Annotated in this window: 18 protein-coding genes; 5 read left to right on the top strand and 13 right to left on the bottom strand. The window is 49.6% G+C overall.

Annotation, left to right across the window (positions count from 1 at the left end):
• Positions 1-2: 2 nt before the first annotated feature.
• From pgi to zwf, 5 genes are all read right to left on the bottom strand, one after another.
• Positions 3-1,646, bottom strand: coding sequence for a glucose-6-phosphate isomerase (pgi, locus tag ACTHTY_RS00600; RefSeq protein WP_440366145.1), 1,644 nt, complete (start codon positions 1,644-1,646; stop codon positions 3-5).
• 143 nt (positions 1,647-1,789) lie between these two features.
• Positions 1,790-2,638, bottom strand: coding sequence for a DNA-binding transcriptional regulator HexR (hexR, locus tag ACTHTY_RS00595; RefSeq protein ID WP_004519348.1), 849 nt, complete (start codon positions 2,636-2,638; stop codon positions 1,790-1,792).
• 77 nt (positions 2,639-2,715) lie between these two features.
• A complete protein-coding gene (locus tag ACTHTY_RS00590; protein WP_440366144.1) occupies positions 2,716-3,696 on the bottom strand; it encodes a glucokinase in 981 nt (326 codons plus the stop codon).
• Complete coding sequence (pgl, locus tag ACTHTY_RS00585) at positions 3,677-4,372, bottom strand: 6-phosphogluconolactonase (protein WP_440366143.1); 696 nt, start codon at positions 4,370-4,372, stop codon at positions 3,677-3,679. Before pgl ends, ACTHTY_RS00590 begins: the two co-directional genes overlap by 20 nt.
• A 63-nt stretch (positions 4,373-4,435) precedes the next feature.
• Positions 4,436-5,881 (bottom strand): glucose-6-phosphate dehydrogenase, encoded by a 1,446-nt coding sequence (gene zwf, locus ACTHTY_RS00580; protein WP_440366142.1) that lies wholly within the window; start codon positions 5,879-5,881, stop codon positions 4,436-4,438.
• 481 nt (positions 5,882-6,362) lie between these two features.
• Between zwf and edd the strand changes: the two genes are divergently transcribed.
• Complete coding sequence (gene edd / locus ACTHTY_RS00575) at positions 6,363-8,198, top strand: phosphogluconate dehydratase (RefSeq protein ID WP_070461364.1); 1,836 nt, start codon at positions 6,363-6,365, stop codon at positions 8,196-8,198.
• Between the two features lie 90 nt (positions 8,199-8,288).
• Complete coding sequence (locus ACTHTY_RS00570; RefSeq protein ID WP_440366141.1) at positions 8,289-8,927, top strand: bifunctional 4-hydroxy-2-oxoglutarate aldolase/2-dehydro-3-deoxy-phosphogluconate aldolase; 639 nt, start codon at positions 8,289-8,291, stop codon at positions 8,925-8,927.
• A gap of 101 nt (positions 8,928-9,028) precedes the next feature.
• Here the strand turns inward: ACTHTY_RS00570 and ACTHTY_RS00565 are convergent, their stop codons facing one another.
• From ACTHTY_RS00565 to ACTHTY_RS00535, 7 genes are all read right to left on the bottom strand, one after another.
• Positions 9,029-9,397, bottom strand: coding sequence for a hypothetical protein (locus ACTHTY_RS00565; protein WP_440366140.1), 369 nt, complete (start codon positions 9,395-9,397; stop codon positions 9,029-9,031).
• Between the two features lie 68 nt (positions 9,398-9,465).
• Positions 9,466-11,076 carry an NAD(P)-binding protein gene (locus ACTHTY_RS00560; protein WP_440366139.1) on the bottom strand — a complete coding sequence of 537 codons (1,611 nt, stop codon included), beginning with the start codon at positions 11,074-11,076 and terminating at the stop codon, positions 9,466-9,468.
• Positions 11,077-11,144: 68 nt separating this feature from the next.
• Positions 11,145-12,836 (bottom strand): DUF4178 domain-containing protein, encoded by a 1,692-nt coding sequence (locus tag ACTHTY_RS00555; RefSeq protein ID WP_440366138.1) that lies wholly within the window; start codon positions 12,834-12,836, stop codon positions 11,145-11,147.
• Positions 12,837-12,941: 105 nt separating this feature from the next.
• The gene (gene speD / locus ACTHTY_RS00550; RefSeq protein WP_440366137.1) at positions 12,942-13,307 is read right to left on the bottom strand and encodes an adenosylmethionine decarboxylase; all 366 of its coding nucleotides are present in this window, start codon (positions 13,305-13,307) and stop codon (positions 12,942-12,944) included.
• Positions 13,304-14,998, bottom strand: coding sequence for a DUF4178 domain-containing protein (locus ACTHTY_RS00545; RefSeq protein ID WP_440366136.1), 1,695 nt, complete (start codon positions 14,996-14,998; stop codon positions 13,304-13,306). The genes speD and ACTHTY_RS00545 overlap by 4 nt, the downstream gene beginning before the upstream one ends.
• A gap of 203 nt (positions 14,999-15,201) precedes the next feature.
• Complete coding sequence (locus ACTHTY_RS00540) at positions 15,202-16,215, bottom strand: SPFH domain-containing protein (RefSeq protein ID WP_440366135.1); 1,014 nt, start codon at positions 16,213-16,215, stop codon at positions 15,202-15,204.
• Positions 16,216-16,265: 50 nt separating this feature from the next.
• Positions 16,266-16,664 carry a DUF350 domain-containing protein gene (locus ACTHTY_RS00535; RefSeq protein WP_039861961.1) on the bottom strand — a complete coding sequence of 133 codons (399 nt, stop codon included), beginning with the start codon at positions 16,662-16,664 and terminating at the stop codon, positions 16,266-16,268.
• A 205-nt stretch (positions 16,665-16,869) separates the two neighbouring features.
• On the opposite strand from ACTHTY_RS00535, the gene ACTHTY_RS00530 reads away from it, so the two are divergent.
• Complete coding sequence (locus ACTHTY_RS00530; RefSeq protein WP_440366134.1) at positions 16,870-17,622, top strand: CPBP family glutamic-type intramembrane protease; 753 nt, start codon at positions 16,870-16,872, stop codon at positions 17,620-17,622.
• 73 nt (positions 17,623-17,695) lie between these two features.
• On the opposite strand, the gene ACTHTY_RS00525 is transcribed toward ACTHTY_RS00530, so the two are convergent.
• Positions 17,696-18,043 (bottom strand): hypothetical protein, encoded by a 348-nt coding sequence (locus ACTHTY_RS00525; protein WP_263341028.1) that lies wholly within the window; start codon positions 18,041-18,043, stop codon positions 17,696-17,698.
• 173 nt (positions 18,044-18,216) lie between these two features.
• Between ACTHTY_RS00525 and ACTHTY_RS00520 the strand changes: the two genes are divergently transcribed.
• Positions 18,217-19,107: a DMT family transporter gene (locus ACTHTY_RS00520; protein WP_440366133.1), complete on the top strand. Its 891-nt coding sequence runs from the start codon at positions 18,217-18,219 to the stop codon at positions 19,105-19,107.
• An 18-nt stretch (positions 19,108-19,125) separates the two neighbouring features.
• The gene (locus ACTHTY_RS00515; RefSeq protein WP_003686136.1) at positions 19,126-19,482 is read left to right on the top strand and encodes an STAS/SEC14 domain-containing protein; all 357 of its coding nucleotides are present in this window, start codon (positions 19,126-19,128) and stop codon (positions 19,480-19,482) included.
• Positions 19,483-19,550: the final 68 nt, after the last annotated feature.

The raw sequence follows: 19,550 nt of genomic DNA, 5'->3' as shown, positions 1-19,550 counted from the left end.
CTTTATTTGTTGGCGTTCAAATAAAGATTAATTAGGCGTGTAGTGGAGCTGTCGTGTTTTTGCACTTCGGTCTCGCCGGTCAATTCGGCAAGAATGGTTTTGGCCAGTTGTTTGCCGAGTTCTACGCCCCATTGGTCAAAGCTGTTGATGCCCCAAATAATGCCTTGAACGAAGGTTTTGTGTTCGTACATGGCAATCAGACTGCCCATATTGCGCGGGTTGATTTTGTCCATGAGGATAAGGTTGGTCGGACGGTTGCCGGAGAAGGTTTTGTGCGGAACCAGCTCTTCGATACGCGCTTCATCCATGCCTTGGGCTTGAAGCTCGGCGCGTACTTCGTCAGGCGTTTTGCCACGCATAAAGGCTTCGGCTTGGGCAAAAACGTTTGCCAACAGGATTTCGTGATGGCCTTGCAAATTGCTGCGTTTTTCAAGAGAGGCAATCAGGTCAATCGGCGTGATGTGCGTACCTTGGTGCAGCAGTTGGAAGAATGCGTGCTGGCCGTTGATACCGGTTTCGCCCCAAATAATCGGGGAAGTTTCGTAACCGACCGGTTTGCCGTCAAGGGTAACTTGTTTGCCGTTGCTCTCCATATCGAGCTGCTGGATGAATTTGGGCAGGCGGTGGAGATGTTGGTCGTAAGGCGCGATAACGTGGCTGCCACCGCCGTAGTAGTTGATGTACCAGATGCCGATAAGGGCGAGGATGACGGGCATGTTGCGCTCTAGCGGCGTATTGATGAAGTGTTGGTCCATCAGGTGCGCGCCGTTGAGCATTTCGATGAAGTTTTCTTCGCCGAGATACAGCATAATCGGCAGGCCGATGGCCGACCACAGGCTGTATCGTCCGCCGACCCAGTCCCAAAATTCAAACATATTGGCGGTATCGATACCGAATTCGGCAACGGCTTTTTGGTTGGTCGATACAGCAACGAAGTGTTTGGCCACGGCGCTTTCATCGCCTGCATGATCCAAGAACCATTTACGCGCGGTCAGGGCGTTGGTGAGGGTTTCTTGGGTGGTGAAGGTTTTGGAGGCGATGATGAACAGCGTGGTTTCAGGGTGGACTTTGGACAATACGTCGCGCAGTTGGGAGCCGTCCACGTTGGAGACGAAGTGCATGTTCAAACGCGGATGGCCGAAAGGCTTGAGCGCGGTACACATCATCAGAGGGCCGAGGTCAGAGCCGCCGATACCGATGTTGACGACATCGGTAATGACTTGATTGGTATAGCCCAACCAGCTGCCGCTGCGGACTTCATGCGCGAACTCGCCCATGCGTTGCAGGACATGGTTGACTTTAGGCATCACATCCTCACCATCCACAACAATGGGGGCATTGGTGCGGTTGCGCAGGGCAACGTGGAGTACGGCGCGGTTTTCTGTCGTATTGATTTTTTCGCCGTGGAACATTTGCTGCATCCGCTCCGGCACGCCTGCTTCACGCGCCAACTCGAACAAAAGCGACATGGTTTCGTCGTTGATACGGTTTTTAGAATAATCCAAAGTCAGGCCGCCAACCTGCAGCCAGTAGCGCTCGGCACGTTCGGGATCTTGCTCGAACATTTCGCGCATGTGTTGTTCTTTGGTTTCGTCAAAATGTATCCATAATTTTGACCAAGCTGGTAAATCGTGAAGGTGTTTCATCGGATGCTCTCCTGGATAGTGGACAGTTTTGTTGAGAAAACGGCCGTGAGGTCGTCTGAAACGGGAACGGGGTGGTTTCCGTTTTTTGAGGTTTCAGACGGCCTTGATATGGAACGAGGTCGTCTGAAAATGTCAGTGAAGAATCAATCTTTATCGTATTCGATGTGCTTGTTATGTATGCTTTTTTTACTTTTTTGCAGTTGCGTGCTGGCAGTGTCGCCCAAACGCAAGGCCAAACCGATGGCAAGAATGTCGATAACGGCCAACTGCAGAAGGCGGGACACCATAGGCGTATAAAGCTCGGCATTTTCCTGAGTGGCAATGCTCAATACGCAGTCGGCCATTTGAGCCAACGGCGAATCATTGCGAGTCAGCGCGATAACGGCTGCGCCGTTTTCTTTGGCGATACTGGCCGCATCCAACAATTCGATAGATGAGCCGGTATTGGAAATCGCCACCAACACATCCTGCTCAGTCAATACGGAAGCCGCCATCAGCTGGGTATGCGTATCGACATAGGCAACGGTGGACATACCGAAGCGGAAGAATTTGTGTTGCGCATCTTGGGCAACGATGCCGGAGTTGCCGACACCATAAAACTCAACGCGTCGCGCGTGCATCAGAATGGCAATCGCGTTTTCAAGCTCGGATTCTTTCAGGAAGCGGCGCTCGCCCAAAAGGGAGGCTGCGGCATTGCCCAATACTTTTTCGACCACGCTGCCCATGTTGTCATCGGCGTTTAATTCTTCATGAACGTAAGGCATGCCTTCGTGGCCGATGCTGGCAGACAAAGCGAGTTTGAACTCAGGCAAGCCTTTGTAACCCAAGCTGCGGCAGAAACGGATTACAGTCGGCTGACTGACGGATGCACGCTCGGCGATTTCCGCCACAGCGGCATGAACGAACCATTTCGGCTCGGCCAGCGCAGATTCGGCAACTTTGCGTTCCGCACCGGAGAGATTGGACAATGATTCGCTGATTTTGCTTAACATATACTCTACCCTTTGATTCTTTGACGTTCAGGACAAGGCACATTTTCGCACCCTGCCCTGCACCGCCGTTTGTGTGTTTAAACGTTATTTAAATGATTGTCTAATGCGACCGCCGCGCCGACGATGCCCGGAAACTCGCTCAATACGACATACACGGGAATGGCGGCAAGATAAGCCTCAAAGCGGCCTTTATTTTCAAAGCGGCTGCGGAACGGGGATGTTTTAAAGTAATCCAACACGCGCGGGATAATCCCGCCGCACAAATACACGCCGCCGCGCGCACCCAATGACAAAGCCAAATTGGAAGCAACCGTACCCAGCATGGCGCAGAAAATATCCAAAGTCTGACGGCAAATCGGCGATGTTCCGCTCAATGTCTTATCGGTGATTTCAGAAGGCTTCAGACGGCATTGTTTGATGTTGTCGCGTTTGGCCAATGCTTCGTAAATCAGGCTCAAACCTGCGCCGCTCAAGAAACGCTCGGCAGAAACATGGCCGTATTTGTTTTTAGCGTATTGCCAAATCAATACTTCCATATCGTCAAACGGCGGGAAGCTGGTATGGCCGCCCTCGCCTGCCAACGCTACCCAGCCGGCAGCGCTGTGCACCAAACCGCTGACACCCAAACCGGTCCCCGGACCGATAACGGCTTTAGGCGCAAATTCGATGGGCTTTTGACCGCCGATTTGTATCAAGTCTTTCTTATCGGTTTTTGTTACCGCCAAAGCCTGGGCGGTAAAGTCGTTCAACAGAATCAACGTTTCAAAACCCAAAGCCTGGCGGGTGGTTTCGATGGAGAATGCCCAGTGGTGGTTGGTCATCTGCACCCAGTCGCCCAAAATCGGATTGGCAATCGCAAAGGAGGCGTGCAAGACTTTCGGACTGCCTGCGCGTTCCAAATAAGTTTTGGCGGCATCGACAATGGTGTCGTAATCCTGGCAAGGCAAGACTTCAGCCTTTTCAATGACCTGTGGTGCAGTTTCAAGTGCAAAACGGGCATTCGTACCGCCGATATCGGCAACCAAACGAGGATAAGCTTCAGTGTGCATAGTAGACATGGCAGTTAATTCCTTGATGATTGAGAATCAGACTGGTCGGATATTCGGTATCGGCCCTTGCGGCAGCTTTATCAAATACTGCTTTTTTCTCTGCACCTTGAATAGCCAAAAACACATTCGGCGTTTTGGCAATCGCACCCAAAGTCATACTCACACGCTCATGCGGCACGGTAACCGGCGTAGTATGAATCAATGTCGGGTCATTGGCTTCATTGATTGCTGCCTGTAATTGAGGCGCTTGAGGGAACAACGACGCCGTATGTCCGTCTGAACCCATGCCCAACACCAGCACGTCAGGTTGCTTGTAATGTTTCAATGCATAAGCAACGACAACTTCAGGTTGTAATTCAGTTTCAGACTTTCCGTCTTCAACAACAGGAATCCATGTGGCAACGGCCGCGTTATTTTTGAGCAGATATTCGCGTACCAAGCCTGTATTGCTGTCGGCATGCGTGGTCGGGACGATACGCTCGTCCACCAAAGTAATGCCGACATTTTGCCAATTTAAATCTTTTTGCGACAAAGCCTCGAAAAACGCAATCGGCGAACGACCGCCGGAAACGGCCAAAACCGCATGACCTTTCTCATTCAACGCGGCTTGCAATGCGGCGGCAACGGCATCGGCGAGAGCTTGCGCGGCAGTTGCAGCGTTTTCTTGTTCGTGCCAAACAAACATGTTTCGTCCTTTCATGGTTTCAGACGGCCTTTTGTTGGAAAACAAGGCCGTCTGAAAGAAATATTATTGCTCTTCGTGCCACTTGTTGCCGTCACGGGCCAACAGCGCGCGCGCAGCTTCAGGACCCCAAGAATGGGCTTCGTAAGCATGTGGAGGCGTTGTATTGTTCGCCCAGTTTTCCAAAATCGGCATCACATATTCCCAAGCTGCTTCGAGTTCGTCACGACGGTTGAACAAAGCGAGTTTGCCGTTAATCACGTCCAGCAGCAGACGCTCATAAGCCTCAGCGCGGCGACCCTCTACGGCTGTGCCCAAGTCGACGCCAATCGGTGTCACTTCGACTTTGTTGCCTGCACCCGGGGTTTTTACTTGAGTGTAAAGGCGGACGGATTCGGTCGGTTGTAGTTCAATAACCAAACGATTCGGCGCAGGTTGGCTGTTGTCGAAAATATGGTTTTGCAGCGGACGGAAGTTCAACACGATTTCCGCCACTTTTCCTGCCATGCGTTTGCCGGTACGCAGGTAGAAAGGTACACCTTTCCAACGCTCGTTTTCAATTTCGGCTTTGATGGCGACATAGGTTTCAGTGAAACTGTCTTTCGGTACATCGACTTCTTCCAGATAGCCGTTCATGCCGTTTGCTGCAACATATTGGCCGCGAATAACATTTTCGTTGACGGATTCGATGGTCAGCGGTTTCAGCGATTTGATGACTTTCACTTTCTCGTCGCGTACGGCATCCGCATCCAAGCTTGCCGGCGCTTCCATCGCAGTCATACAAAGCATTTGCATCAAGTGGTTTTGCACCATATCGCGCAATGCGCCGGTAATGTCGTAAAACTCACCGCGTTCTTCCACGCCCAACTGCTCGGCGATGGTCAGCTGTACGCTTTCAATATATTTGTTGTTCCACAAAGGCTCGAACATCACATTGGCAAAACGCAAGGCCAGCAGGTTTTGCAGGCTTTCTTTACCCAAGTAATGGTCGATACGGTAGATTTGTTCTTCTTTGAAATAACGGGCTACATCCGTATTGATTTGTTGGGAAGAGGCCAAGTCCGTACCCAACGGTTTTTCCAAAACCACGCGCACGTTATCGGCATTCAAACCGATTTCAGCAAGGTTTTCACAGGCTTGCGCAAAGAATTTCGGCGCAGTTGAGAGGTAGATCACGACACTCTCAGTATTCTTGCGCGCTTTTACCAACTCGCCCAAAGCAATGAAGTCGTCTTTCTTTGTCACATCGACTTTCAAATACTCAAGACGTTGAATAAACGATGCCCACGCTTCTTCTGAGAAGTTTTGTTTGACATGGATTTTAGAATTCGTTTCCACTTTGGCCAAAAAGCCGGCGGTATCCAATTCGCTGCGGCTTACACCCAAAATACGACCTTCGGGATGAAGCAAACCGGCTACATGCGCCTGATACAGGCAAGGCAAAAGTTTACGCATTGCCAAATCGCCGGTCGCGCCAAACAACACCAAATCAAAATTTGTCTGTGTACTCATCGTTTCATCTCTCGTTGAGGAAGCTTGCTTCAAAACTTTTGGACTGTCATCATCTATAAAAATTGATTAGAATCAAAAGCCTTTAAGCAATAAGCAGTAAAAAACCAATCGCCTGCACCAAAACTTCAAACAAGCGGGCTAATGAGTAGTAATACTACACATGGCTACAGATTTTGTCCATTCTCATTTTTACAAATTGTTTGATTTAACATAAAAGTTTGATGACTTTTGCAGCCTGCCATTTTACGAATTGACCATACCTCGATTTAAATCAAATTTCTTCCACTTAGTGAATTATTTTGTAACAAAATTACAGATTTTGTACTATAATACGCAGACGCTTCGAAGAGAAATCTTCAAATATTCAGACGGCCCATATTATTCATTCCCACAGCTCAAGGCCGTCTGAAACATACCCAATACAAAAATCAGAAACGCGCAAACAAAATCCCTATCATATCGTTTAGCCAGGAGACCGCACATGAACCCCACTCCTATTCACCCGAAACTCGCCGAAATTACCGAGCGCATCATCGAGCGCAGCCGCCCGACGCGTGAAAAGTATCTGGCGAAAATCCGCAGCGCCAAACAGATGGGACGCTTAGAGCGCAACCAGCTCGGCTGCAGCAATTTGGCGCACGGCTATGCCGCCATGCCTAAAAGCATCAAAATTGAAATGCTTCAGGAAACCGTCCCCAACTTAGGCATCATCACTGCCTACAACGACATGGTTTCCGCACACCAGCCATTTAAAGACTTCCCTGACCAAATCAAAGACGAAGCACAGAAAAACGGCGCGACCGCCCAAGTCGCCGGCGGCACGCCCGCCATGTGCGACGGCATCACGCAAGGCTATGCCGGTATGGAATTGTCGCTGTTCTCCCGCGACGTGATTGCCATGAGTACCGCCATCGGTCTGTCGCATCAAATGTTTGACGGCAGCCTGTTTATGGGCGTGTGCGACAAAATTGTTCCCGGCCTGATGATCGGTGCGTTGTCTTTCGGCCATATTCCAGGCATCTTCGTTCCGGCAGGCCCGATGTCCAGCGGTATCGGCAATAAAGAAAAAGCCCGTACCCGCCAGCTTTTCGCCGAAGGTAAAGTCGGCCGCGACGCCTTGCTTGAAAGCGAAATGGGCTCTTACCACAGCCCGGGTACTTGTACCTTCTACGGTACCGCCAACTCCAACCAAATGATGATGGAAATGATGGGGGTACACCTTCCTGCCGCCGCCTTCGTCCACCCTTATACCGACCTGCGCGAAGCACTGACCCGCTACGCAGCCGGACATCTCGCACGCGGCATCAAAAACGGCACCATCAAACCATTGGGCGAAATGTTGACCGAAAAATCCTTTATCAACGCCCTGATCGGCCTGATGGCAACCGGCGGCTCGACCAACCACACCATGCACCTCGTCGCCATGGCGCGTGCCGCAGGTGTGATTTTGAACTGGGACGACTTCGACGAAATTTCCTCCATCATCCCATTGCTGATCCGTGTGTATCCAAACGGCAAAGCCGACGTGAACCACTTTACCGCAGCAGGCGGCCTGCCTTTCGTTATCCGCGAATTGCTGGACGCAGGCTTATTGCACGACGATGTCGATACCGTCGTTGGACACGGTATGCGCCACTACACCAAAGAGCCTTTCCTCATCGACGGTAAACTCGAATGGCGTGAAGCACCCGAAACCAGCGGCAACGACGACATCCTGCGCAAAGCCGACAACCCGTTCTCCCCAGACGGTGGTCTGCGCCTGATGAAAGGCAACATCGGTCGGGGCGTGATTAAAGTGTCCGCCGTGCGCGAAGGCTGCCGCATCATCGAAGCGCCCGCCATCGTATTCAACGACCAACGCGAAGTGTTGGCGGCATTTGAACGCGGCGAGTTGGAACGCGATTTCGTCTGTGTTGTCCGCTACCAAGGCCCGCGCGCCAATGGCATGCCCGAATTGCACAAACTGACTCCGCCTTTGGGCATTCTGCAAGACCGCGGCTTCAAAGTGGCGCTGCTGACCGACGGCCGTATGTCCGGTGCGTCCGGCAAAGTACCTGCGTCCATCCACATGACGCCTGAAGCCCTGATGGGTGGCAACATCGCCAAAATCCGTACCGGCGACCTGATCCGCTTCGACTCCGTTACCGGCGAACTCAACGTCCTGATTAACGAAGCCGAATGGAACGCCCGCGAAGTCGAGCGCATCGACTTGAGCGCCAACCAACAAGGCTGCGGCCGCGAACTCTTCGCCAACTTCCGCAGCATGACCAGCAGCGCAGAAACCGGCGCCATGAGCTTCGGCGGCGAATTTGCCTAAACCCTTTTCAGACGGCCTTTTAAAACAATCAGGCCGTCTGAAACCATGTTAACGAACCTATTACGATACAGTCCCCAACGGAGACCTAAAATGTCCAAACTGACCCCTCGTGAAATTCTGACTGCCGGCGCAGTTGTTCCGGTAATGGCGATTGACGACTTGAGTACTGCTGTCGATTTATCCCATGCCCTTGTCGAAGGTGGCATTCCCACCCTCGAAATTACCCTGCGCACCCCTGTCGGCCTCGACGCCATCCGCCTGATTGCCAAAGAAGTGCCCAACGCCATCGTCGGCGCAGGTACGGTAACCAATCCAGAACAGCTCAAAGCTGTCGAAGATGCAGGCGCAGTTTTCGCCATCAGCCCGGGTTTGCACGAATCCCTCGCCAAAGCCAGCCACAACAGCGGCATCCCCCTGATTCCCGGCGTTGCCACTCCGGGTGAAGTCCAACTGGCTTTGGAACACGGCATCGACACACTCAAACTCTTCCCCGCCGAAGTCGTTGGTGGCAAAGCTATGCTCAAGGCACTCTACGGCCCTTATGCCGACGTACGCTTCTGCCCAACCGGCGGCATCAGCCTGGCAACTGCACCCGAGTACTTGGTGCTGCCTAATGTCTTGTGCGTCGGCGGCTCATGGCTGACTCCGAAAGAAGCCATCAAAAACAAGGACTGGGATACCATCACCCGTCTTGCTCGCGAAGCTGCCGCTTTGAAACCCAAAGCCTAATCAGGTCATAAGGTTAAAAAAAGGCCGTCTGAATATGATTTCAGACGGCCTTTTTTACTGCAAGCATACCGAATCAAACATTATTCGGCTTAATATTTATCCTAACTGGCAGCATTAACACACAAAGATTCAATCTTACCTGCCCTCGGGAAGTGGATGGTGTAACGTCCTTTCTGATCAATTTCGGCAAAGCTGAAGCGGTTTTCAGGCGTATCACCATCAGCCCCTACTTCCAAAGCAATCCGTTTGCCTTTCGGGTCTTTCACAACGACATCGGGACTGACAGGCGCGAATGAAAGCACTAAACCGGCATCTGCCGAACTATTAAAACCATACACTTGGCCACGTTTAACCTGTAAGGGTTGGTCAATGCAGCCTGTTTCGTTCAGAGGCAGCATTTTTTCAGCAGAGGCAAATGCCGCGCTCCCTAACCCTAAGGCAACAATCAGAGAAAAACTCAAATATTTCATATAGTTTCCTTTTAAAATTGAAATTTGAATGTAAACAGAAATTTAGCCGAATATCCGCCTCATTCTAATTATCCTTTTCCCAACACTTTCCGTGCCGCTTCCACACCCCAATACAAAGCCTCTTCAAATACCGAATAGCTGCTTAAATCACTGTGTGCAAACAATAATCCGGCATTTCGGTTTCTGATTTTTAATAAAGCCTCATCGCTTAAATAGCCGGGTTTCGGCACGCTCATGCCATGCCCGCGCACGGTAATGTCAACATGGGAAACATGCCGCCAAAAGCCTTCGCCGTAAGCGGTAAGCAGATCTTGGACGGCAAGCTGGAGCAGCTCTTCATCGCTTGCATCAAGCAGCTGGCGGCGGACGGCTTGTGGCGTATCGTGATTGAGCGCGGCGTAGGCGGTAAAAATCGTGCGTTCAGGACGGGCAACCCGGATAAGCTGATTGGTCGCAACAACATAGCCCAGCCCTTGGCTGCCATAAACCACGTTGTCCCATGCAAGTTCGCTGTTGTTTTTTTCTTTCGGGAAACTGTGCAGTTCAAAATTAGAAACCAGCCATGGCGCGTATTCGGGGATGTCCAGACCAAATTGTTCAGGAGATTCAATAATGCGGGCGCCAACCATCAGCGGCATGGCGGAGATAACGTGTTGCGCGGTGACGGCAACGGTTTCCCCTTTTGCATTATCACGCAGCCACACTTCAATCCGGCCGTCTGAAAGCGGTTTGATTTTGACGGCTGAAGCATTAACCGAAGCAGGTTTCTCCAAACGGATACGGTTTTCAGACGGCCATTGCCAGCCTTCCTGCAAACCAGCATGACGGCGCAGGTTTTCAGAAAGATGTGCCAAACCTTCGGGCCAAGTGAGGACGGTTTCTGCATTGTTGCGGGCGGCAAAATAATGCAGTCCCGCAAAGGCGGATACTTGCGCTATGCCCTGTCCGTAATCGTCGCGGCAACAATAATCGAGATACCACAAAAGCTCGAGTGAGGTGTAGCCCTCTTGCTCAAGCCATTGTTTAAACGTCAGATGATCGAGTTTTCGCCATGTTTCATTTGTCGATGACAGCGCAATTGGAATGGCAAAAATTTTCTTACCGTCATTGCCGTAAGCCTGTTTCAGACGACCTATTAAATCAAAAAACCGTTTGGAATCCGCATCTTCTTTCGGCAATAAATGTTCCATCCATTTATCCTGATATAAGAGACGTGATTCGGGCGCATAGACTAAATCGGTTTCCCTAAAGCTACCGTCCGACTGCAAAATACCGAAATCCGCCAGCATCTCGCGCACATACACGCTTTCTTTCGACGGCAAAGCCAAATAATGCGCACCGCTCGGCGCTTTCAGGCCGTCTGAAGACGTATAGGCGGCATTGTTGCCATTGCGCTCAAACCCTTCTGCCAACAATACATCGCGGTGATTATGCTTCGCCAAATACCACAACGCCCCCAAACCCGCCGCACCGCCGCCGAGTATCAACGTATTGCATTCATAACGACGGGTCGGCGGACTGAGCAATTCCCCGTCGCGCAACAAATGCCCCAACGGCAAGCCTACACGGTTAATAGAAACCGGCGGTTTGCGGTTGAAGTATTGGTAAGTCTGCCAAGAAAAAGCAGAAGCAGCGCCAAGCGCGGCGGTATAACTGAGAAATTGACGGCGGGTTAGCATGTTTTATAAAAAAGGTTGTCTGAAAAAATAAAAGTAAAACGGCACAACGAGGTTAAGCAGATCTCACGTTATTTATGCCCTGCCGAATAACCATGATAGGAGCCGCCGGAATGCGATGAATCGCTGTCTTCCGCTTTGACATAGTTGAACAAGACGGTAAGAAAAATGATGAAAGCAAAGAAAATAATCGTCCCTACCCGTTCTTCTTCATAATCACGATCGCTTTTATATCTGTCAGAAATCCATATCCATACCAACGCACACAGACTGACCACTATGCCGACAGGGCTACGTAGGTGCGGCGACAGCCAGGCCGGAAGGTTGACGATGATAAGAATCAGCATAGCAATAATACGGGCTACATTATCTCTACTCCCAACATTTCTATTGTCGCCCTTCAGCCAGTAAGAGAGCATCTCCTTAGTATCAAAAGACAGGCCGAATGCCTTTCTCATTTGACGGTAAGACACAGGGCTGCTTTTACTCCAGACAATTTCATCCTTGCTCTGCTCGGAACACAGAATGACATTCCGGCCATAACTTTTCTTGCCGCTATATTCCTTGTAATGAAGCAAATCGCCTTGTTTGACTTTCCAATAAAAAGCGCCAGCCGCTGCCTCGACCCGCCCGCGGTAATGATCAATCAACATTTCACCGGCAGGATTGCCACTTGAATCAAAGTCCGGCCATGTGTGTAAGGTTTCTGACAGCCGCCAGCGTTTTCCAGACTCAATCAGCCAGGCAAACCCTTGTTGAGTGTTATAAAGCAGATATTCCGTCCAGTATTCGGACTGATTTTGGTTATAGGACGATATCTCTGCAAATCTTACAGCCCCGATAATCAGATATTCTGTATCGTTCAGACGGCCTTTCATACCAATGGAAAGTGTAAACAGGTTTTCTTGTTCTTTCCTTTGGGCATTTGCCTTCATCAACGCAACAGTATCTTTTGTCGTGTTCAAACTGCTGCCGCAAGACTGACACAAAAGGAAAGAAGTAACACCACTTGGCCAATGGACAGGAGCGCCGCAATGAGGGCAGTTTTCAGAAAAAATCTCTCCTTTCAGACGGCCTGCACTTTCACGGATTTCATCATCACTGCGCTTATTTTCCAGCTTCAAACTGTCCAAACTGACTATGCGTCCGAAGTAGGAGTCCATTGGAAAAGTCGAATAATCCAAGGTCAAAAACAAATTGCCGCGTCGCCAGTCGCAAACCTCGCCTGTCGCTTGATTCCCAGATAGGTTGAACGGCAACTCACCTTGCGCATCGGTATTACGGTAATGTATGGTGCGGACGTCTGACGCAATAAAGGTTTGGCCATTAAAGACCAACGAACTGGAGCCGGCTTTCACCGACTTAAATTTTTTCGGCCCCCGTCTCCTCTTCTGGGCAAGCAAACAAGTCATCGCATATAAATCGCCAACCTCGGAAAGCCAGCCGGTCTGCCCGTCATCAAACAAGACATACCATTCATTCCATGCGCCGACATCGTAATGCACCTGCAATCGCCCAATCAGCGTAAATTTCCGATCATCAAAAACGCCTCGCGTTCCAATCTGCAACGGACTGAAATCTTCCAGCAACGTAGAATTATGCCCTGAATTGGCAACAAAATATCCGCTCCTCCCCTTACCGCTTCTAGCAACCAGCATACTGTGACAATGGCCACACACGAGCGTCACGGCAGTAGCGGAATACGCCTCCACAGGCGCACCACAGCTTGGGCAATCGGTTTTAAAAAAAGGCGTTTTTTCCATATAACGTCAATATTTCAGTTTAATCAGCACAAGGTTTAAGGCCGTCTGAAAACGGATTGAATATGCTTTCAGACGGCCTGACAGATTTTATTGTTCAACCGATGGTTATATATCGTCCAGTATACCTTCGCCACGTTGCGCAACCGTCCAATCCACCCGTTCCGCCGCCAATTCCCTGCACAAGATTTCCTTCACTTTTTCCAATTTCATACCGCCGCAAATAAATGCGTCTATAGCAGCAAAACGGTGTTCCGGCCAAGTATGGATACTGATATGGGACTCGGCAAGCAGCAAAACGCCGGTTACGCCGCCTGCGCCGCCGAAGGTGTGGAAATGTTCGGTTAATATAGTCGCTTCTGTTGCCTGTGCGGCAGCCATCAAAGCGGTTTTCAGACGGCCTTCATCTTTTAAGATGGCTTCATCGCAGCCATATAAATCCAATAGGCCATGATTACCGGGCACATGGGTCATTTATGGCCTCCGGAATAGCCGCTTGAATAGCCTCCGTAGCTTCCTCCTGAATGAACTCGGCTACCGTCATCATCCAAATCAGACAAATCTGCATAATTCATCATCGTAACAAAAACAATCAAAGCCATTGCGCAAATAACATATCCCACTCGAGAGATACTCTGTTCGCCATTTTCATCTCTCTTCCGTCCGACTATAAAAAGAGCATAGACACCCCAACCGATAAGAAATATATCGAACAGTGCATCGAAGCCATTCATAAACAATGACGGAATATTGACGATAACCAAAATAGCAATCATCAGAAGTCGTAATTTTTCATCGATATCATCTGCACTCATTTTCACGGTGTAAGATGATATTTTATTGGTCAATTCAAATGCATCTGCAATTTCCCGATAAGCAATTGGGGCACTTCTAGTCCATGCCATTTCGTGACTGTTTAGTTCGGAGCCAATCTTACGGCTTTGTCCGTCTCGGTAATCGCTGTAATAGTTCAAATCACCGTTTCGGACACGCCAATAAAACGCTCCGCTGGCAATCCTGACCCGTCCGCCATAGTCATAAAGTTTGCCATAGCCTTGCGGTTGGCGGTTGCGGTCGAGGCGCGGCCAATCGTTCAAGGTTTCGGAAATATTCCAACCTTCATCAGCTTCAACCAGCCATAAGAAACCCTGAGTTGGGTTGTAAAGCAAATACTCTGTCCACTGCCCTTCTGGTGCCAATGTATGTTTGGCACCTTTGAACAAGTTATCAAATGTTTCCTGCGCATCTGTTTCTAAATATCTAATTGCGCCGATAACATGAAACTCTTTATTTTTCAGACGGCCTGTCGATCCGACAGGCAAAGTAAACATCGTATTTTGCGACAAACGCAGATTATTGGCTGTAATGAGTTCCGCTTTATCCTTACCGACTGCCAATTCGCTGCCGCAACTTTGACAGCTCAGATGGGAAGTCAGCCCGTTTACCCAATGAATGGATGAGCCGCAGTTAGGACAGTTTTCTGAAGTAATACTGCCTTTCAGACGGCCTGCGCTTTCTTTAATTTCATCTTCGTGGCGCGTGTTTTCCAGCTTCAAATCATCTAGGTTTACCATCCGACCGAAGAAGGCTTCGGGTGTTTTGTTGCTGTAATCGAGCGTGATGAAAAGGTTTTCGCAACGCCAGTCGGAAACCCGATTTTCTGTATCCTCTTTCAAAACAAACGGCAATTCGCCCTGCGCGGCGGCGCGTTTCAAGCTGATGTTGCGGACATCGGAGGCAATATAGTGCTTATCTTGAAAAGTCAGCTCACTAAATCCGGCTTGCGTGTCTTCAAATTTCGGCGGATTATCGATTTCGACCGACATGGTCATCACATACAAATCACCCGCCTCAGAAAGCCAACCTGCCCTGCCGTCGTCAAACAGCGCATACCATTCATTCCACGCACCATCGTCGTATTGCACCTGAAGCCGTCCGACCAAGGTAAAGCGTTGAGCGACAAATGTGCCGCTGGTTCCGATTTGAAGCGGACTAAAATCTTCCAGCAATGCGGAATCGCGGCCGGAGTCGACAACGCCGTTATCTTGCCGCACCAGCATGCTGTTGCAATAGCCGCACACCAGCGTCACGGCAGAAGCAGAATGCGCTTCAACAGGTGCGCCGCAGCTTGGACAGTCGGTTTTGAAGAAAGGAGTTTGAGACATAGATTTGCTTTTTCGGAATGGGTTGGAGTATTTCAGACGGCCTTAATGTTTATATCAACTGGTTTTATCAATGATTTCAGATTAGAAACAAACCAAATCGCCGAACGAACTCACTCAAATGACTCGAAAGGCCGTCTGAAACCTTTTCACAGAAGCAGCTCAACGCTTCTTTGAATGATATTTTTCAGACGGCCTTCAATTTGTCAACCAATCAACTGTTTCAACACTTCAGCCTTGGCTTTATCAAAATCTTCTTGCGAAATCAAACCGCCATCCAGCAAAGACTTGAGTTTCACCAATTTCGCCTGCGGATCTTCGGCAGCCGGCTGAACATTTTGCTGAGCCTGTTGCGCATTCGGCTGCATCATGCCAGACATGGCACCCGCCATCGCCTGACCAATGCCGGCACCTACGCCCAAACCTGCACCGATTCCGGCAAGTCCGCCTTCATTTTGTGCCGCAAGCGGGATGGATTCGGCGGTTTGATATTGGGTGTAGCGTCCCAAATCGCCGATAACGCCCATCGAAATTTTCTTATCCAACGCAGCCTGAATAGACGCAGGCAAGGTAATGCTTTCAACAGTGAAGTTTTCTAGCGCCAAACCCAGCTTGGCAAATTCCGCACCGAGCAATTCGCCGATTTTTTGCGACAGCAAAACTTGGTTCGCCGCCATATCCAAGAATGGGATACCGGAGCTGCCAAACGCGGCCGCCAATTGGGTGACTGCAATATTGCGCAACTGGTTTTCCAAATCTACACCGCTGTATTGAGCCGCCACGCCGCTGACTTCTTTGAAGAATTTTACCGGATCGCTGATACGGTAAGAATACATACCGAACGAACGCAGTTGCACCGCGCCAAACTCGGCATCGCGCACGGTAACAGGCTGGGACGTACCCCATTTACGTGCAAGCTGTTGTTTGGTATTGAAAAAGTAAACATCCGATTTAAACGGAGACTCAAAAAGCTTGTCCCAGTTTTTCAAATTGGTCAGCACTGGCAGCGTTTGCGTATTGAGCGTGTAACGCCCCGGCCCAAACACGTCGGCGGTTACGCCTTCATCGACAAACATCGCCATCTGCGCCTCGCGCACAGTCAGGCTCGCACCGTTTTGGATCTCCTCATCGGCAATCGGAAAACGCCACATCAACAGGCTGTCATCGGGATTCGGCCATTGAATGACGTCGATAAACTGTTTCTTGATAAAGTTGAACATTTCAACTCCTTATAAAATAAATAGGGATACAAAATTCAAGGTATGGGTATTCAAGTCAAGCAAGCAGCATTCAAAATGCCGATTGAGATGGACACTGCACCAAACAGCGCGCCGACGGCAACATTGTTGCCGATAAGTTCTGCGGTAGCGCCTTTAATCATCATGGTGGCGGCGAAATAGACAAAAATCTGAATCACTGCTGCGGCAAGGGCCCACAGGATAAAATCGATGAAGCTGACGCTGTGGGCAATACTTGAAGCCAGTGTCAGACAAAAACCGACCAACGCGCCGCCAAATGATAAGGCGCAGGCAAGGTTGCCGTTTTTAATCAGGCGCAATTCTTCAACGGGTGTAATCCGCAGATATACGGCAGCAAAAACAACGGTCATGGCGATACCTGCCAACATGTATTGCAGGTAGAGCAGATATTGGGACAGAGAAATACTCACGATAAGATTCCTTGGTTTGCAATAAAGTGATTATGCCATATTTTTGAAGATAAACCCTTCGGAAAATATGGCATTTTTAGAAGCACTTCAGGCTGTCTGAAACGGTCTGATTTTTAATTCATGTTTTATTGTGATAATTGTTGACGATTTTTGTATGTTTATGTAACTATTGCGCACCGCTATTTATTAGAGCAAAGAGGAGAATATGAGCATACTCGCCGCCATCCGCCCTAAAGAGCCTTTGCGCCATCTGCGCTGGTTTGACATGCTGATTGTGACCGCTATCCTGTTCGGTCAATTTGCCTACCGTTCTACCCAACTTTATATTGCCAGCCTGATACCGCAAATAGAAACGGCCGCTGTTGCCGAAGAGGCGCGCGATACTGCGGTAACCGGTGTGGCTTATTCGGAAAACATGAGCCTGCAGCTGACGCTACTTGCTATTGCTCTGATTTACCTCGTTATCCGCCGTTTCGACTTCAAACAATTGCCGATTCACTTTAATTTAGGCGTATTGTTTTGGACGCCTGTGATTTTTATCCTGATGGGCTTAACCGCCGACGCGGTGACTTCGTTAAGTGGCGGCTACAATTACTTCACCACTGAAATCTTTCAATACATCAAACCATTATCCATCTTCGACAAATTCGCCGCCCTTGCGCCGATGGCCATCCTCTACGGCCTTTTAAACGGCTTTTATGAGGAATTCTGTTTCCTCGGTCTTTTGACCTGCGTGGAAGACAAATACAAATGGCAGGCATTGGCCTATTCGACCTTGGTGCGCATCTCCTTCCATACTTACCAAGGCATGCTTTGGGCGACCGTTATCGGCGTTGTTTTCGGCTTGATGTACTACTTCTTCTACAAATACAAAGTCAAAAATCTGCTGCCGTTTTTCCTGATTCACGCCTTGGCAGATATCTTCGGCTCCGGCTTCATCTATTTGATTTGCGCTTAATGGCAATGGTTGACTGAATAAACCAGGCCGTCTGAAACATCATTTTTCAGACGGCCTTTTATTATCTATCGGTTTACTTAATCAAAGTAATTGCCACATCCGCATCTTCGGTTGCAACTGCCTCAATCACAGCATCGCCGCCAAACCGCAACACCGAGCCTGCGCCGACAGTATGTTTTTCAGTCTGATTTAACGTTACGTCAAAACTTCCCTTTCCAACGGCAAAAATCAGCGTTTTAAAACCCGGATGATCGTGCGGCTTAATCTGTTCCCCTTTTTTCATATCTTTCTTAACGACCATGTAATTTTCGCCGCTGAAAATCTTACCGTTTTCGGAAGAAACCTCTCCCAAAGGCGCGGCAGAAACAGCAACAGAAAACAAAGCGGACAGTAATACGGCAGAAATATTGGCAACTTTCATGACAAGCCTTTCTTAAAAACAGAACCCCCATTCTATAAAAAACCACTTCATTATTCAATAATAATTCTTATTTCTAATAAAAGGCCGTCTGAAACCCAACGATATTTTTCAGACGACCTGATTGACCTGTATAATATTTTCTTATTAATAAAATCGCTTTACATACCCATCAAATGGAAACCGTCAGAAAAGATCCGCTCGGCTCGGCATGGATGGTTATCGCCGCGCTCGGCTTTACCGTCATGAACCTCTCCGTCAAAGCCGCCTCTACACATTTCGGCTTTTCCAGCGGCGAGCTGGTCTTTTGGCGCATGCTGGTCTCCACCCTGTTCTTAGGCATCATGGCCAAAGTGCAAGGCAACACGTTTTCCACACCGCATTGGAAAACCCATCTCAACCGCAGCGTCATCGGCACGCTTGCCATGATGTGCACGTTTTATTCCGTCATGCACCTGCCGCTGGCAACAGGCGTCACGCTCAACTACACGTCCTCCATCTGGCTGGCCATCTTTTCATTTTTCATTTTAAAAGAAAGAATTACGCTTTATACCCAAGCCATTTTGGTTATGGGCTTTATCGGCGTTATCCTCTTGCTCAACCCATCTTTTCAAGGCGGACAAGAATTTGCCGCGCTGGTCAGTTTGGCAGGTGGCGCCATGTCGGGCTGGGCGTATTTGCAGGTGCGCGAACTCTCTCTTTTGGGCGAGCCGGGCTGGCGCGTGGTGTTTTACCTCTCGCTTACCGGCCTGATTATGGGCGCAGTCTGGAGTACCATCACAGGCTGGCATCCGCTGACCGTCTCTTCCCTGCCCTATCTGGCCGGCATCGGCATCTCCGCCATGATTGCCCAACTGGCCATGACCCGCGCCTATAAGGTCGGCAAGAAATTTACCGTTGCCTCGCTTTCCTACTTGACCGTCGTTTTCTCCGCCCTATCCGGCGTACTGCTTTTCGGCGATAAAATCACTTGGCAGGAAGCCGCCGGCATGGTTATCATTGTTGCAGGCGGCGTGTTCAGCAGTTTTACTCCGGCCTCAATCAAAAAATTTCTGATGAAGCAATAATTTAACAAGGAGAACACCATGATTTCCATCCGCGAACAATCTTACGGCTTAAACGTAGCGCTGTACAACGAGTTCACTTTGGACGATTTCCGCCAATTGGAAGAAGCCTTGTTGGCCGCAAAACAGAAAGTCCATCTGCCCGACATCCTGTTGGATTTGTCCATGCTGAAAGACTTCACCATCGATATGGCGGTCGAGCAAATCAAATTCCTCAACCAACACGAAACCGACTTCGGCCGCGTTGCCGTCATTACCGACGACATCTGGATCAAACTCGGCGCGCGCCTTTCCAGCCTCTTGACCAACCAACATCCCAAATATTTCAGCGACGCCACTGAAGCACAGGCTTGGTTGTTGGCAAGCAATTTGAAATAAAGATAAGGCCGTCTGAACGCATTACCTGAGCAAATATAAAACCGCTCAGGCTCAAAATCAACGGTATC

The organism is Neisseria sp. P0019.S002 (assembly GCF_051957155.1).
In the GTDB taxonomy this organism is placed as follows: domain Bacteria; phylum Pseudomonadota; class Gammaproteobacteria; order Burkholderiales; family Neisseriaceae; genus Neisseria; species Neisseria perflava.
Note: the sequence above shows the minus strand (reverse complement) of the source record. Positions and strands in the feature narration are given on the sequence as shown.

What these genes read in the sequence shown, in the direction of transcription:
- pgi (WP_440366145.1), bottom strand. Translation starts at nt 1,646, where the DNA reads ATGAAACACCTTCACGATTTACCAGCTTGGTCAAAATTATGGATACAT.
- hexR (WP_004519348.1), bottom strand. Translation starts at nt 2,638, where the DNA reads ATGTTAAGCAAAATCAGCGAATCATTGTCCAATCTCTCCGGTGCGGAA.
- ACTHTY_RS00590 (WP_440366144.1), bottom strand. Translation starts at nt 3,696, where the DNA reads ATGTCTACTATGCACACTGAAGCTTATCCTCGTTTGGTTGCCGATATC.
- pgl (WP_440366143.1), bottom strand. Translation starts at nt 4,372, where the DNA reads ATGTTTGTTTGGCACGAACAAGAAAACGCTGCAACTGCCGCGCAAGCT.
- zwf (WP_440366142.1), bottom strand. Translation starts at nt 5,881, where the DNA reads ATGAGTACACAGACAAATTTTGATTTGGTGTTGTTTGGCGCGACCGGC.
- edd (WP_070461364.1), top strand. Translation starts at nt 6,363, where the DNA reads ATGAACCCCACTCCTATTCACCCGAAACTCGCCGAAATTACCGAGCGC.
- ACTHTY_RS00570 (WP_440366141.1), top strand. Translation starts at nt 8,289, where the DNA reads ATGTCCAAACTGACCCCTCGTGAAATTCTGACTGCCGGCGCAGTTGTT.
- ACTHTY_RS00565 (WP_440366140.1), bottom strand. Translation starts at nt 9,397, where the DNA reads ATGAAATATTTGAGTTTTTCTCTGATTGTTGCCTTAGGGTTAGGGAGC.
- ACTHTY_RS00560 (WP_440366139.1), bottom strand. Translation starts at nt 11,076, where the DNA reads ATGCTAACCCGCCGTCAATTTCTCAGTTATACCGCCGCGCTTGGCGCT.
- ACTHTY_RS00555 (WP_440366138.1), bottom strand. Translation starts at nt 12,836, where the DNA reads ATGGAAAAAACGCCTTTTTTTAAAACCGATTGCCCAAGCTGTGGTGCG.
- speD (WP_440366137.1), bottom strand. Translation starts at nt 13,307, where the DNA reads ATGACCCATGTGCCCGGTAATCATGGCCTATTGGATTTATATGGCTGC.
- ACTHTY_RS00545 (WP_440366136.1), bottom strand. Translation starts at nt 14,998, where the DNA reads ATGTCTCAAACTCCTTTCTTCAAAACCGACTGTCCAAGCTGCGGCGCA.
- ACTHTY_RS00540 (WP_440366135.1), bottom strand. Translation starts at nt 16,215, where the DNA reads ATGTTCAACTTTATCAAGAAACAGTTTATCGACGTCATTCAATGGCCG.
- ACTHTY_RS00530 (WP_440366134.1), top strand. Translation starts at nt 16,870, where the DNA reads ATGAGCATACTCGCCGCCATCCGCCCTAAAGAGCCTTTGCGCCATCTG.
- ACTHTY_RS00525 (WP_263341028.1), bottom strand. Translation starts at nt 18,043, where the DNA reads ATGAAAGTTGCCAATATTTCTGCCGTATTACTGTCCGCTTTGTTTTCT.
- ACTHTY_RS00520 (WP_440366133.1), top strand. Translation starts at nt 18,217, where the DNA reads ATGGAAACCGTCAGAAAAGATCCGCTCGGCTCGGCATGGATGGTTATC.
- ACTHTY_RS00515 (WP_003686136.1), top strand. Translation starts at nt 19,126, where the DNA reads ATGATTTCCATCCGCGAACAATCTTACGGCTTAAACGTAGCGCTGTAC.